This is a genomic window from Shimia aestuarii, from assembly GCF_022814865.1.
GTDB classification, from domain to species: domain Bacteria; phylum Pseudomonadota; class Alphaproteobacteria; order Rhodobacterales; family Rhodobacteraceae; genus Shimia; species Shimia aestuarii_A.
This window is the reverse complement of record NZ_JAKVRD010000008.1, coordinates 129,023-142,413: the sequence shown is the minus strand read 5'-3', so window position 1 is coordinate 142,413 and position 13,391 is coordinate 129,023. Positions and strand designations below refer to the sequence as shown.

At 62.3% G+C, this 13,391-nt stretch carries 12 protein-coding genes; 7 read left to right on the top strand and 5 right to left on the bottom strand.

Annotated features, from left to right (window positions below; genetic code table 11):
- The first annotated feature begins 29 nt into the window (after positions 1-29).
- The 5 genes from MK745_RS10410 (at position 30) to glpK (ending at position 7,724) form a co-directional block, all read left to right on the top strand.
- Positions 30-1,829, top strand: coding sequence for an ABC transporter transmembrane domain-containing protein (locus tag MK745_RS10410; protein ID WP_243613227.1), 1,800 nt, complete (start codon positions 30-32; stop codon positions 1,827-1,829).
- 66 nt (positions 1,830-1,895) lie between these two features.
- The gene (lysM, locus tag MK745_RS10405) at positions 1,896-2,315 is read left to right on the top strand and encodes a peptidoglycan-binding protein LysM (protein WP_243613226.1); all 420 of its coding nucleotides are present in this window, start codon (positions 1,896-1,898) and stop codon (positions 2,313-2,315) included.
- Positions 2,316-2,558: 243 nt separating this feature from the next.
- Positions 2,559-4,454: an acyl-CoA synthetase gene (locus tag MK745_RS10400; protein WP_243613225.1), complete on the top strand. Its 1,896-nt coding sequence runs from the start codon at positions 2,559-2,561 to the stop codon at positions 4,452-4,454.
- A gap of 170 nt (positions 4,455-4,624) precedes the next feature.
- Entirely contained in the window at positions 4,625-6,172 is a 1,548-nt protein-coding gene (glpD, locus tag MK745_RS10395) for a glycerol-3-phosphate dehydrogenase (RefSeq protein WP_243613224.1), read from the top strand.
- A 73-nt stretch (positions 6,173-6,245) separates the two neighbouring features.
- Positions 6,246-7,724, top strand: coding sequence for a glycerol kinase GlpK (gene glpK, locus MK745_RS10390; protein ID WP_243613223.1), 1,479 nt, complete (start codon positions 6,246-6,248; stop codon positions 7,722-7,724).
- A 32-nt stretch (positions 7,725-7,756) separates the two neighbouring features.
- On the opposite strand, the gene MK745_RS10385 is transcribed toward glpK, so the two are convergent.
- Complete coding sequence (locus tag MK745_RS10385) at positions 7,757-8,875, bottom strand: glycerate kinase type-2 family protein (RefSeq protein WP_243613222.1); 1,119 nt, start codon at positions 8,873-8,875, stop codon at positions 7,757-7,759.
- A gap of 135 nt (positions 8,876-9,010) precedes the next feature.
- Here MK745_RS10385 and MK745_RS10380 point away from each other — a divergent pair, with 135 nt between their 5' ends.
- Positions 9,011-9,532, top strand: coding sequence for an alkylphosphonate utilization protein (locus tag MK745_RS10380; protein WP_243613221.1), 522 nt, complete (start codon positions 9,011-9,013; stop codon positions 9,530-9,532).
- Positions 9,533-9,538: 6 nt separating this feature from the next.
- On the opposite strand, the gene dtd is transcribed toward MK745_RS10380, so the two are convergent.
- From dtd to metF, 4 genes are all read right to left on the bottom strand, one after another.
- The gene (gene dtd / locus MK745_RS10375; RefSeq protein ID WP_243613220.1) at positions 9,539-9,979 is read right to left on the bottom strand and encodes a D-aminoacyl-tRNA deacylase; all 441 of its coding nucleotides are present in this window, start codon (positions 9,977-9,979) and stop codon (positions 9,539-9,541) included.
- Positions 9,967-10,884 (bottom strand): carbohydrate kinase family protein, encoded by a 918-nt coding sequence (locus MK745_RS10370; protein ID WP_243613219.1) that lies wholly within the window; start codon positions 10,882-10,884, stop codon positions 9,967-9,969. Before MK745_RS10370 ends, dtd begins: the two co-directional genes overlap by 13 nt.
- A gap of 68 nt (positions 10,885-10,952) precedes the next feature.
- Entirely contained in the window at positions 10,953-11,438 is a 486-nt protein-coding gene (locus MK745_RS10365; RefSeq protein ID WP_243613271.1) for a PaaI family thioesterase, read from the bottom strand.
- Positions 11,439-11,519: 81 nt separating this feature from the next.
- A complete protein-coding gene (metF, locus tag MK745_RS10360) occupies positions 11,520-12,386 on the bottom strand; it encodes a methylenetetrahydrofolate reductase [NAD(P)H] (RefSeq protein ID WP_243613218.1) in 867 nt (288 codons plus the stop codon).
- Between the two features lie 97 nt (positions 12,387-12,483).
- Between metF and MK745_RS10355 the strand changes: the two genes are divergently transcribed.
- Complete coding sequence (locus tag MK745_RS10355) at positions 12,484-13,389, top strand: LysR family transcriptional regulator (protein ID WP_243613270.1); 906 nt, start codon at positions 12,484-12,486, stop codon at positions 13,387-13,389.
- Positions 13,390-13,391: the final 2 nt, after the last annotated feature.

Here is a 13,391-nt window from a genome sequence, read left to right as displayed (position 1 = left end):
CGTCTGACACGACGGACAGGGAAGAGATCATGGCCAGACAACCGACGCCGCAGCCAAGCGAAGAAGACCGCGCCAAATCGCGCCGGATCGGGGCGTTGGCCGGGTTGAAACGCTTTATCATCCCCTATCGTTTCTGGGCGTTGGCGGCGGGTCTTGCGCTTGTTCTGACGGCGACGGTGTCGTTGGTCCTACCCATGGCAGTGCGTCGGGTGGTCGACAATTTCGGCACCGAAAGCGATGCGCTTCTGGATCAGTATTTCCTTGCCGCAATCGGTTTTGCTGCGCTTCTCGCGGTGGGCACGGCGCTGCGCTATTTGCTCGTGTCGCGGCTGGGCGAATTGGTTGTGGCCGATATTCGCAAGGCGGTCTTCGATCGGATGATCGGCATGAGCCCGGTGTTCTACGAAAAGATCATGACCGGCGAGGTTCTGAGCCGGATCACCACGGATACGACGGTGATCCAGACGGTTGTCGGTTCGTCGGTATCGATTGCATTGCGCAACGTGCTTTTGTTCTTCGGTGGGCTGGCGCTCATGCTGCTGACCTCGCCGAAGCTGACGGGATTGGTCCTTTTGGTGGTGCCTGTGGTGATTGTACCGATCCTTGTTCTGGGGCGGCGCCTGCGCAAGCTGAGCCGTGAGAACCAGGACTGGATCGCAGAGAGCTCTGGTAATGCGTCCGAGGCGCTCACCTCGGCGCAAACGGTGCAGGCCTTTACCGGCGAGGCCGCCGCGCGCAAGACCTTTGGGTCGGTTACCGACCTGTCGCTTGATGCGGCGATGCGGCGGATCAACACCCGTGCGGTGATGACGATGATCGTGATCTTCCTGATCTTCTCGGGTGTGGTGGGCGTCCTTTGGATGGGCGCGCGCGATGTGCGGGCGGGCGGCATGAGCATCGGGATGCTGGTGCAATTCGTGATCTACTCGGTGATGGTTGCGGGGGCCGTTGGGGCGCTTTCGGAGATCTGGGGCGAGTTGCAGCGCGCGGCGGGCGCCACAGAGCGGCTTGTGGAGTTGCTGCATGTGGAGGATGCGATCATTGATCCTGCCGTGCCCAAAGCCCTGCCCAACCCGGTCGAGGGGCGGATCCGCTTTGATGCGGTGCATTTCGCCTATCCTTCGCGCCCCGGTGTGCAGGCGCTCGACGGGGTGAGCTTTGAGATTGCGCCGGGCGAAACGGTGGCCGTTGTCGGCCCGTCGGGGGCCGGCAAGTCGACGATCATCCAGCTGATGCAGCGGTTCTATGATCCCGACAGCGGGCAGGTTTGTCTTGACGGCGTGTCCCTGAGCGACATGGAGCGGGCCACCTTCCGCAAGGAAATGGCCCTCGTGCCGCAAGACCCGGTGGTTTTCGCCGCATCGGCGCGCGAGAACATTCGCTTTGGTCGCCCGGATGCAAGCGATGCCGAGGTCGAAGCCGCAGCAAAGGCCGCGGCGGCGCATGATTTCATCATGGCGCTCCCTGAGGGGTATGACTCATACGTGGGCGAACGCGGTGTGATGCTCTCGGGCGGTCAGAAACAGCGTATCGCCATCGCCCGCGCGATCCTGCGCGATGCGCCGGTGCTTCTCTTGGACGAGGCGACCTCGGCCCTTGATGCCGAGAGCGAACGCGCGGTGCAAAACGCCGTGGATGAAATGGCGCGCTCGCGCACGACGATCATCGTCGCGCACCGCCTTGCCACGGTCAAAAAGGCCGATCGTATCCTCGTCATGGAAGAAGGGCGCATCGTGGCACAAGGGAGCCATGATGATCTGGTGGCCGAAGGCGGCCTATATGCGCGCCTTGCACGGCTTCAGTTTACGGACGGGGCCTTGGACCTGTGAATTCCCCCTTACCTTTTGGCGGGGATGGGGGCATGCTTTCCCCATCTGTCAAACGGGAGAATGAAGATGGGTCTTTGGAATTTCCTCAAAGGAGCGGGTAAATCGCTGATCGGTGGGGACGACACACCGGACGCCGAGGTGCTCAAGAAAGAAGTTGCTGATCTCGGGCTTGATGCCGAGGGTCTCGACATTACGGTCGAGGGCGACAAGGTGAAAGTATCCGGCGCGGCGGTCAGCCAAGAGATGCGCGAGAAGGTGATCCTTGCGGTCGGCAATGTCGAAGGCGTGGCCGCAGTCGAGGATGATGGCGGCGCAGAGCCGACGTTCCACACGGTTGAGAAGGGCGATACGCTTTGGGCGATCTCCAAAAAGGCGCTTGGCGATGGCAACCGCTATAACGAGATTTTCGAGGCCAACCGCCCGATGCTTAGCCATCCCGACAAGATTTATCCGGGTCAGGTTCTGCGTATTCCGCAAGACGGCTAATCGCGGCCAGAATTCGGTTTCAGTCCGGGGCGCCTTTCGGGGCGCCCTTTTTCCTTTGGTGAGCCACGGATTTCCCTGTTTTACAGGGGAAATGGGCAAAAATCGGTGGTCTGACGCAACGTTTTGGCCTTGCTTGACTTAGGGTCGACTCTGGCCAAGCCCTTGCGAGTTGGGGATTTAGATCGCATCTTGAATATAAGCCCGGTTTGGGAAACGGGCAGACGACGGGGAGGAGACCGGAAAATGTCATTTGCCACGCGCGAAGACCTGAAGAAGATCGAACAAGAAATGCCGTGGGAAGCGCGCCCGCTTCCAAAGACGATCTACAAGTTTCTGACCAGCACGAAAGAACGGTTCCCGGACCGTCCGGCGGTCAGCTATCAGCTTTTGTCGGGGGCGACGGACAAAGCCGAAACCCTGACCTGGACCGAGCTTCACACCAAGGCCGTGCAAGCCGCGAACATGTTCCGCGATCTCGGGATCGGCGAGAATGATACGGTCGCCTATGTCCTGCCGAACTGTAACGAGACGCTGGTGACGCTTCTGGGTGGTATGATCGCGGGCATCGTAAGCCCCATCAACCCGCTTCTCGAGCCGGAGCAGATCGGCTCGATCCTGCGCGAAACCGATGCCAAGGTCGTCGTCACGCTCAAGGCGTTTCCGAAGACCGACGTGGCGCAGAAAGTCGCCGAGGCCGTTCGCCACGCGCCGCATGTGCATACGGTGCTCGAGATCGACCTCAACCGCTACCTGACCCCGCCCAAAAGCTGGATCGTGCCGCTTGTACGGCCCAAGAACCCGGGCAACCACCACGCCGATGTAAAACCCTTCAATAAGGAACTGGCGAAACAGAACACCACGCTTGATTTCGAGGATTGCGCGGGCGATCGCGTCGGGGCCTATTTCCATACTGGCGGCACGACGGGGATGCCCAAGGTCGCGCAGCATCTCTATTCCGGCATGATCTACAATGGCTGGATCGGGCATGAGCTTCTCTTCACCGAAGAGGACAACATCATGTGCCCGCTGCCGCTTTTCCATGTGTTCGCGGTGCATGTCATCGTGCAGGCGGCGATTGCCTCGGGCGCGCACGTGGTCTTTCCGACGCCAGCGGGTTATCGCGGCGACGGGGTGTTTGATAACTTCTGGAAGCTCATCGAGCGCTGGAAGATCAGCTTTATCATCACCGTGCCGACCGCCGTGGCTGCGCTCATGCAGCGCCCGGTGGATGCGGATATCTCCTCGGTCAAAACGGCGTTCTCCGGCTCGGCTCCGATGCCGCTCGAACTGTTCAAACGGTTCGAGAAAACCTGTGGCGTCGATATCGTCGAGGGCTATGGTCTGACCGAGGCGACCTGTCTCGTCTCCTGCAACCCGCCGACCGGCGACAAGAAGGTCGGCTCGGTTGGCCTTCCGTTCCCTTACACGGATGTGCGCATCTTCAAGGATACGCCAGACGGGCCGGTGGAATGCGCGGTTGATGAGGTGGGCGAAATCTGCGTCGACAACCCCGGTGTCCACGAAGGCAATACCTATACCGAATCCGAGAAGAACAAAGACCTGTTCTATCACCACAAGTTCCTGCGCACGGGCGACCTTGGGCGCATTGATGCGGATGGCTATGTCTGGATCACTGGGCGGGCCAAGGACCTCATCATCCGCGGGGGTCACAATATCGACCCTGCCGAGATCGAAGAGGCCATGCTGGCGCATCATGACGTGTCCTTCGCGGGTGCGATCGGCCAACCTGATGCCTATGCAGGTGAGGTGCCGTGCGTCTATGTCGAGCTTGTCGAGGGGGCGAGCGTGTCGCTCGAGGAGCTGCGCAAGCACGCCAAGGTGCATATCCACGAACGCGCGGCCCTGCCCAAACATGTGGAGATCATGGACGAGCTGCCGAAAACGGCGGTGGGCAAGATTTTCAAACCTGACCTGCGCAAGGCGGCGATCACGCGTATCTACAATGCGGCTCTGGAAGAGGCAGGCGTCGCGGCACGCGTCACGTCTGTGCTTGACGACAAGAAGCGCGGCCTTGTTGCTCAGCTTGAAAGCAACGGATCGAGCGACGAAGAGGTCGGCAAGGTTCTTGGCGATTTCGTCCGGCCTTGGGAATGGGCCAAAGATCACGTCGACGCCTAAGATGTGACAGGTTGATGAAATTTTGCCGGGCGGTGGGGTCTCCTGCCGCCCGGCTGCTGTTTGGGCCTTCCCCGGCGATGTGGGCGGGGCTAGAGCGGGGCAAACCATTTCGAAATCACGCCCAAGGCTTTTCGAAAAGCCTTGGGCGCGGCGCAGGAGACGGGGGCAAGATGTCTGAGACGACAGTGGACCTTTTGGTGATCGGTGGCGGCGTCAACGGCGCAGGCATCGCGCGCGATGCGGCGGGGCGCGGCCTTTCGGTGCTTCTTGCCGAGAAGGGCGATCTTGCGTCGGCAACCTCTTCCGGCTCGACCAAACTTTTCCACGGCGGTTTGCGCTATCTCGAATATGGCAAGGTGCGACTTGTCCGTGAGAGCCTCATCGAGCGCGAGGTTCTTCTCAAGGCCATGCCGCATATCTCGTGGCCAATGCGCTTTGTTCTGCCGCTTCATCCCGACATGCGGTTCGAGGGCGGCACACCGATCTCGCGTCTCCTGGGTGTCACCATGCCGTGGCTGCGCGGGCGCCGGCCGGGATGGATCATCCGGCTTGGCCTTTTCCTCTATGACCATCTTGGGGGGCGGAAGATCCTGCCGGGGACGCGTCGCATCGACCTGCGGAAAGACGCGGCAGGAGACCCTTTGCGCCCGGTGATGACGCGGGCGTTCGAGTATTCCGATTGTTGGGTCGATGATGCGCGGCTTGTCGTGTTGAACGCGCGCGATGCGGCGGCGCGCGGGGCGGATATCCGGGTTCGCTCTGAGGTCACGGACGCGCGGCGCGAGGGCGATCTTTGGCGCGTATTCCTGCGCGGTCCGCAAGGCACTATGGACGTCACTACGCGCGCCCTTGTCAACGCGGCAGGGCCGTGGGTTGGCGAGGTGATCCGCGACGTGGTGCATACCGAAAGCCGCGAAGGCGTTACCCTTGTGCGTGGCAGCCATATCATCGTGCCACGCCTCTATGACCATGACCGCGCCTATTTCCTGCAAGGGTCGGATGGACGCATCATCTTTGCCATCCCCTATGAGGGTAAGTTTACCCTGATCGGCACCACGGACGCGCCCCAAGAGGATCCGTCTGAACCACCCCGCTGTAGCGATGAGGAGCGCGATTATCTCATCGCTTTTGCCAACCGGTATTTCGCCAAGGAGATCCGCGCCGAGGATGTGGTCTGGACCTACTCCGGCGTGCGGCCGCTCTATGATGATGGGGCGCGTTCCGCGAGTGCGGCGACGCGGGACTATGTTCTGACGCTCGACGCAGAGGGTGCGCCGCTGCTCAATGTGTTTGGCGGCAAGATCACGACCTACCGTCGACTGGCCGAGGCGGCGCTGGCCAAGCTCACCCCGCATTTTCCGGCGGCGGGCAGGGAATGGACAGCGGGCGTCGCGCTTCCGGGTGGGGATTTCGATCTGGGCGACAAGGGCGCTCTGATCGAAGAGCTTTGTGGCGACTATCCGTTCATTACAGGCGGATGGGCAGGACGGCTTGTGCGGCTTTATGGTCGCGAGGCATGGGACATGCTTGGCGATGCCACACAGCGCGAAGACCTTGGCAAGGATTTCGGCGCGACCCTGACCGAGGCGGAACTGCGCTGGATGCGGGACAGAGAATATGCGCACACGGGCGAGGACGCGCTCTGGCGGCGCTCCAAGCTCGGGCTGCACATGAGTGCCGCTCAGCGCGCGGCGGTCGAGGCGTGGTTCGCGGACTGAGGCTTGGCGCGGGGGGCGAAATCGTCCAATCTGCACCGACGTGATACAGACGCAATACCGACGGGATACCGACATGACTTTCGTGCTTGCCATCGATCAGGGCACCACCTCTTCGCGCGCCATTGTGTTCGACGCCAAGATGCAGATTGCGGGACTCGCACAAGAGGAATTTACCCAGCATTTCCCGGCCTCTGGATGGGTCGAGCATGACGCGGAAGAGATCTTTGACACGGTCGTGGCGACCTGCCGCGTGGCGCTTGAGAAAGCCGGGGTCACGGCAGCGGAGATCGCCGCCATCGGCATCACCAACCAGCGTGAAACCACCGTGGTCTGGGACAAGAAGTCGGGGCGGCCCGTGCATCGCGCGATCGTCTGGCAAGATCGGCGTACCGCAGATTTTTGCAGCGAATTGAAAGGCTTGGGGCATGAGGCAGAGATCAGCGCCAAGACCGGTCTGCTGCTTGATCCCTATTTTTCGGGAACCAAGCTGCGCTGGATCTTGAACGAGGTCGAAGGGGCACGCGCGCGGACCGGAGAGCTTCTTTTCGGCACGATTGACAGCTACCTGATTTGGCGCCTCACCGGCGGTAAGGTCCATGCGACCGACGCCACCAATGCCTCGCGCACCTTGCTTTATGATATCCACCAGAACGCTTGGAGCGAGGACATCTGCGCGCTGCTCGACGTGCCGATGGAGATGCTCCCCGAGGTGCGCGATTGCGCCGATGATTACGGCGAAACCGACCCCGCCCTCTTCGGCACATCCATCCCCATCCGCGGCGTCGCCGGCGACCAGCAGGCCGCGACCATCGGGCAGGCCTGTTTCACGCGGGGGATGATGAAATCGACCTATGGCACGGGCTGTTTTGCGCTCTTGAACACTGGCACGGAGGCCGTCGCGTCGCAGAACCGCCTCCTCACCACGATCGCCTATCGCCTTGATGGGCAAACAACTTATGCGCTCGAAGGAGCGATCTTTATTGCTGGTGCCGTGGTGCAGTGGCTGCGGGACGGTCTTGGGATCATCGACACGGCCTCGGTCACACAAGGCTTGGCCGAGAAGGCCGATCCAAGTCAGGAGGTGATCCTCGTGCCTGCCTTTACCGGGCTTGGTGCGCCGTACTGGGCGCCAGACTGTCGCGGGGCGGTCTATGGGCTGACGCGCAATTCAGGGCCGAAGGAGTTCGCTCGCGCCGCGCTTGAGAGTGTCGGGTTTCAGACCCGCGATCTGATCGAGGCGATGCAGGCAGATATGGGCGGGCCGGGCGAGACGGTCTTGCGAGTTGATGGCGGGATGACGGCGAGTGATTGGACGATGCAGTTCCTCTCTGACATCCTTGCGGCCCCGGTGGATCGGCCACGTATCCTTGAGAGCACGGCGGTCGGGGCGGCGTGGCTCGCGGGGATGGCCGTTGGGGTTTATCCGGACAAGGAGGGCTTTGCCGAGACCTGGGCGCTTGAGCGGCGGTTCGAGCCGGCGATGGACGAAGCGACGCGGGAGGCGCGCTATGGCGCCTGGCAGCGTGCGATCAAGGCGACGCTTTCGGTCTGATCGGGTAAGCCGTTTCGGAAAACCTTGGCGGCTCAGGTTTTCAGCGCAACAAGCAAATCCATGACGTTGGTGCCGGTGGGGCCGGTGACAAAGAGCGCGTCATGCGTCTCGAGAAAGAGGCCGCTTTCGGCGCGCTTGAGGGCGCGGGTGCCTTCTTCGCGCCATGTCGCGCCGCCGACGATCCCGCCTGCGGCCTCGGTCGGCCCGTCCGTGCCATCCGTTCCGCCGACAAGCACCGTGAGGTTCAGCATGCCCGAGATTTCACGCGAAAGCGCCAGCGCCAGCGCCTGATTGCGGCCCCCCTGGCCCGGATCGGGCGGAAGGATGACTGTCGGCTCTCCGCCAAGAATATGCACGCCGGGCGGCGCATGGCGCAGCATCTCGCCAACAGAGCGGGCGAGGTCTTCGACATCTCCGTAGAGCGTCTCGGTGTCGGTCATCACGTTGAGGCCAAGCGCGGTGGCGCGTTCTGCAGCGGCGGCGCGTGCGATGTGGTTCGATGCGACGATGAAGGGATCGAAGGAAAACGCCGCATCGTCGGGCGCGTTGCCGATCCCAGAGCCGATCACAGAGAGGGCGTCGCCCTCGACATCGGAGATTGCGCAGGTGGTCACAAGCTCGCCCTTGAACCCGGCGAGAAGCTTGCCGCCTTTGATCTGCGAGAGTTCCTTGCGGCGCGCGTTCATGGCGTGAATGTCGAGCCCTTCGGCGAGCATGCGGGCGTTCTCGGCCTGCAGGCTTGCGAGGGTTGTGCCCGGTTCGGGCAATTCGGCGAGCGCCGAGGCCCCGCCAGAGACCAGCATCAGGAGATGGGTGCCGGGGGACATGTGCTGAACCTGTTGGAACAGGGCGTGGCCCGCGATCAGGGTATTCTCATCAGGCACGGGATGAGCGGCTTCGATCACCTCGCAGCAGGGGGGAAGATCGCCCGCATGGCCGTATTTCGTTACAACAAGCGCGGGGATGTCGGCCCCGAAGACCTCATGCGCGCCTTCTACCATCGCAGCGGCGGCCTTGCCGATGGCGAGGATGCGGTCGGGGCGGGCGACCTGTTCGTCGCGCAGCGCGCGCGCCACACATGCGCGCCCCTGCACGGCGCGCACACCGTGCCACCAGATATCCTCGACCGTCTTGCGCATCTGTGGGTCCACGGGGGGCGTCCTTTCGTCTTTGCGACAGACTGTCCGAACGGGCGACGGAAGACCAGTCAAAACAACGCAGGGCGATGGGCTGGACGAGAGGGACGGTGAGCGTCATAAGCGAGGCATTACTCGAAAGGAAAGCCGATGTCCGTCCCCTGTGCGATCTGTGGCGCCGAAGGTGCGACCACTGCCTATACCGTGACTCCGAAGACCGATGAGATCGCCCTGTGCGAAACCTGTCTTCAAGGTGTGGAGAACGGCCCCGAGGATGCGCCGCATTGGCAATGTCTGCACGAAGCGATTTGGAGCACAGAGCCTGCGGTGCAGGTTGTGGCCTATCGTCTGCTGAACGGGCTTGGCGGGGCGATCTGGGCGCGGGATTTGCTCGACATTGCCTATCTCGAGGATGAGGTGAAAGACTGGGCCGAGGCGGGAATGGCCGATCCGGACGCAGTTGTACATCGCGATAGCAATGGCGCGGTGCTCGCGGCAGGCGACGCGGTTGTCCTGATCAAGGACTTGCCCGTGAAGGGCGCGGGCTTTACCGCCAAACGGGGCACGGCTGTGCGCAATATCTCTCTTGTGCCGGACAATGCCGAGCATATCGAGGGACGCGTCGAGGGCCAGCGGATCGTGATCCTGACGAAGTTCGTCAAGAAGTCCTAAGGCTCTTCAGACTTCCATCCAGATCGTAACTGGCCCGTCATTGAGGAGCCGGACCTTCATGTCTGCGCCAAAGCGGCCGCGCTCTGTTGGCAGGGCCTCGGCACCCGCCATGCGGTCGGCGAAATAGGTGTAGAGCCGTTCGCCTTCGGCGGGCGGTGCAGCGGTGGAAAAGCCGGGGCGGTTGCCGCTACGGTTATCGGCGGCGAGGGTGAACTGCGACACGACGAGGACCGCGCCACCCATGTCACGGACCGAGCGGTTCATCTTGCCCGCGTCATCCTCGAAAATGCGCAGCTTTGCGATCTTCGCGGCAAGCTTGTCGGCCTCGGCTTCTGTGTCGCCCTGCATGGCACAGACAAGGACGAGGAGGCCATGGTTGATTTCGCCGATGATCTCGCCATCGACTGTCACAGTGGCCTCGGTAACACGTTGGATCAGGGCGCGCATGAAAGCTCCCTGTCGGTGGGGGGATTGGCGCCGGGACGTGTTGTCGAGAGCGTTGCGGCACGGGTTGCGAACCGGGCCGCGCTCTCGAGTATTTCAGCATCGGCAAGACCAACGGCGCGCGGCGTGAGGGGGAGCGTCTCGGCGAGAGCGGCGAGAAAGGCGGCGTTGAACGTATCGCCCGCGCCAACGGTGTCGATCACCTCCGCCTCGGGGGCCGGGACATGCAGCGTGCCGTGGCGGGAATGTAGTGTGACACCGTCCGGCCCGTGGGTGTGCAAGACTAGGCAAGCGCGGCCTGAGAGCAGGTCCTCTGGCGAGACAGGGCCGAGCCAGGCGGCGTCCTCATCAGAGAGTTTCACGATATCGGCCATCGGGAGCATGCGGTCGAGGCGTTTGCGGTAGTCTTCTTCCGCGTCTTCGATCAGGGCCGGGCGGATGTTGGGATCGAGAAGGATCAGGCGATCCGCTCCGGCCATCTTCATCAAGGCCTCGAAGGCTCCGGCGGCGGGGCGGTGGATCAGGCTGATGCCGCCGAAGACGAGGGCTTTGATCCCGTCGAGCGGCGGTAGGGACATGGCCGTGAGCTGACGGCCCGCGCTTTCGCGATCGTAGAAGGAAAACCCCTGAGTGCCGTCTCCGGGATGAATGAAGGCGAGTGTTGTCGGCGCATCGAAGAGGGGTGCGCGGGAGAGATCAACGCCTTCGGCCTGCATCGCCTCAATGAGGATTTTGCCGAAGGCATCACGTGAGAGACCGCCGAAAAAGCCGGTTGCCTGTCCGAGGCGGGCGAGCGCGATGGCGGTATTGAGCGCCGCGCCGCCGGTCACGGGGCGAAAGGCGGGCGCGTCATCGGGGGCTGTCGCCGGCAACATGTCGATCACGGCTTCGCCGCAGCACAGGATCATGGCGCGTGTGTCTCGCTCAGGGGTCAACGTGGCCGAAATCTGCGCCAGTTCGGCAAGGAAAACAACCTCTAGCCCTTGGGGCCCTGCATGACGATGCAGGTCGTGGAGCCAGTGGCGTAGAGCTTGCCATCCTCCACACCGACGATTTCTCCATCCGCGATCCCTGTCGAGCGGCCCGCGTGATGCACCTTGCCGATGGCGTGGACGGTGGTGCCGGTCGGTATCGGGCGAATGATGTTAATCTTGTATTCGAGGGTGGTATAAATCTGGCCCTTCTTGAGCTTGGTCTGCACGGCGCAGGCCATACAGCTGTCGAGGATCGTGCCATACCAGCCGCCATGCACGGTTCCGAGCGGGTTCAGAACCTTGAATTCCGGCGTGCCTTCGAAGACGACCTTGCCCTCTTCGGCGAGGATCGGACGAAAGCCAAGCGTCGCGCCGATGGGCGGGCCGGGGATTTTGCCTGCGACGATATCCTGCATGAGTTCGAGCCCGCTGCGGGACAGGACATAGTCGAGGTCCGGCAGGTCTTTGGGGGATTGAGCGATCAGCATATCTGACATGAAAAGGCCTCCTGAGGGGTCTCCTCAGAAGGCCGCAATTTGTCGGGGGCGTCCAGCCCGTCGGCGGGCTTGTTACGCCACGTTTTCGAGCACGACCTGCGGCGTCACGCCAAGCGCGTGGCAAACATCGCGGGTCAGGTCGGGGCGGTTCAGCGTGTAGAAGTGCAGCGAGTCGACGCCCTCGTCGATCAGGTCCGAGCAGAGCTCGGTGCAGATCGCGGTGGCGAGAAGGTCGGTGCGCCCGTCGCGTTCGGCCTTGGTAAAGGCATCGTCGAGCCAGGCGGGAATCTCGGTGCCGCAGCGCAGGGCGAAGTTGCGTGCGCCTTTCCAGTTTTCGATCGGCAGGATGCCCGGCACGATCGGCGCGTCGATCCCGGCCTTCTCACAACGGTCCCGGAAGCGCAGGAAGGTGTCGGCCTCGAAGAAGAACTGGGTCAGGGCCTCGGAGGCGCCAGCATCGATTTTGCGCTTGAGCCAGTCGATATCTGCCTGCGAATCCGCTGCTTCGGGGTGTTTGTCGGGATAGGCGCCGACGCGGATCGTGAAGTCGCCAGTCTGCGAGAGCGCCTCGATCAGTTCGACCGAGTTGGCAAACCCGTCGGGATGCACTTCGAACCCGTCGCTGCCTTTGGGCGGATCGCCACGCAGAGCAACAAGCTCGGAGACGCCTGCCTTGGCAAAGCCATTGGCGATCTCGAGGGTCTCTTCGCGGGTGGCGTTGACGCAGGTCAGATGCGCCGCGACGTTGAGGCCACTCGATTTATGCAGCGTGGCCACGGCGTCGCGGGTCAGATCACGGGTCGTGCCTCCAGCACCATAGGTCACCGAAACGAAACGCGGGCCAAGCGGCGCGAGGGTCTGGACCGTGTCCCACAGGCGGAACGACGCTTCGAGGTTCTGCGGCGGGAAGAATTCCAAGGAAATGTTAGGCACGGTCATGTTCTTCGATCCTATCTTGCGGTTGTCTTCATGTCGCATGTGTGAAACATGGTGACAACTGCATAATCCTCAAGAACAACATGAGTGCGACATGAAGATGCACCTCGAATTGCGCCACCTGCGCACCGTCCGGGCCATTCACGAAGCAGGCGGCCTCGCCAAGGCCGCGGACCTCCTGCACATCACGCAATCGGCGCTTAGCCATCAGGTCAAAGGCCTTGAGGCCCAGACCGGGGTCGAGTTGTTCGTGCGCAGATCAAAACCGATGAAGCTCTCGGCTGCAGGGATGCGGCTCTTGCGGTTGGCCAACAAGGTGCTGCCGGAGATCGAGGCACTCGAAGCGGAGTTCAATGGCTTGCGCGACGGGAGTTCGGGGCGGCTTCATATCGCGATCGAATGTCATGCCTGTTTTGAATGGCTTTTCCCGGTGCTCGAGAAGTTCCGCAAGATTTGGCCGGATGTGGATGTCGATATCCGTCCGGGCCTTGCTTTTGAGGCGATGCCCGCGTTGCAGAAGGAGGATGTGGATCTCGTCGTGTCCTCGGACCCGGAAAGCCTGCCGGGGATCACCTTCTCGCACCTGTTCGACTATCAGCCGGTCTTTGTCGCCGCCTCAAACCATCCGCTCGCCGAGAAGCCCTTTATCGAGGCCGAGGACTTTCGCGGCCAGACTCTCATCACCTATCCGGTCGAGCGGGCGCGGCTCGATATCTTCTCGCAGCTCCTTAGCCCTGCCAAGGTCGAACCCGCGTCGATCCGACAGGCAGAGTTGACGGCAGTGATCCTTTTGTTGGTGGCGTCGAACCGGGGTGTGTCGGTTCTACCCGATTGGGTCGTGCGGGAGGTCAAGTATTCCTCGGACTACGTGACCCGTCCCCTGACCGAGACCGGGATCACGCGGCAGCTTTTTGCGGCGACGCGGGAGAGCGACCTTGAAAAGCCCTATATGCGCGACCTGATCCGCCTTGCAGGAGAAGAGGCAAGGCGGCTTCAGGAAGCCTGAGG

Bases quoted from the DNA above. Each gene is read 5' to 3' on its own strand.
- lysM (WP_243613226.1), top strand. From the start codon at position 1,896: ATGGGTCTTTGGAATTTCCTCAAAGGAGCGGGTAAATCGCTGATCGGT.
- MK745_RS10365 (WP_243613271.1), bottom strand. From the start codon at position 11,438: ATGCTGATCGCTCAATCCCCCAAAGACCTGCCGGACCTCGACTATGTC.
- dtd (WP_243613220.1), bottom strand. From the start codon at position 9,979: ATGCGCGCCCTGATCCAACGTGTTACCGAGGCCACTGTGACAGTCGAT.
- metF (WP_243613218.1), bottom strand. From the start codon at position 12,386: ATGACCGTGCCTAACATTTCCTTGGAATTCTTCCCGCCGCAGAACCTC.
- MK745_RS10400 (WP_243613225.1), top strand. From the start codon at position 2,559: ATGTCATTTGCCACGCGCGAAGACCTGAAGAAGATCGAACAAGAAATG.
- glpD (WP_243613224.1), top strand. From the start codon at position 4,625: ATGTCTGAGACGACAGTGGACCTTTTGGTGATCGGTGGCGGCGTCAAC.
- MK745_RS10380 (WP_243613221.1), top strand. From the start codon at position 9,011: ATGTCCGTCCCCTGTGCGATCTGTGGCGCCGAAGGTGCGACCACTGCC.
- glpK (WP_243613223.1), top strand. From the start codon at position 6,246: ATGACTTTCGTGCTTGCCATCGATCAGGGCACCACCTCTTCGCGCGCC.
- MK745_RS10355 (WP_243613270.1), top strand. From the start codon at position 12,484: ATGCACCTCGAATTGCGCCACCTGCGCACCGTCCGGGCCATTCACGAA.
- MK745_RS10370 (WP_243613219.1), bottom strand. From the start codon at position 10,884: ATGATCCTGTGCTGCGGCGAAGCCGTGATCGACATGTTGCCGGCGACA.
- MK745_RS10410 (WP_243613227.1), top strand. From the start codon at position 30: ATGGCCAGACAACCGACGCCGCAGCCAAGCGAAGAAGACCGCGCCAAA.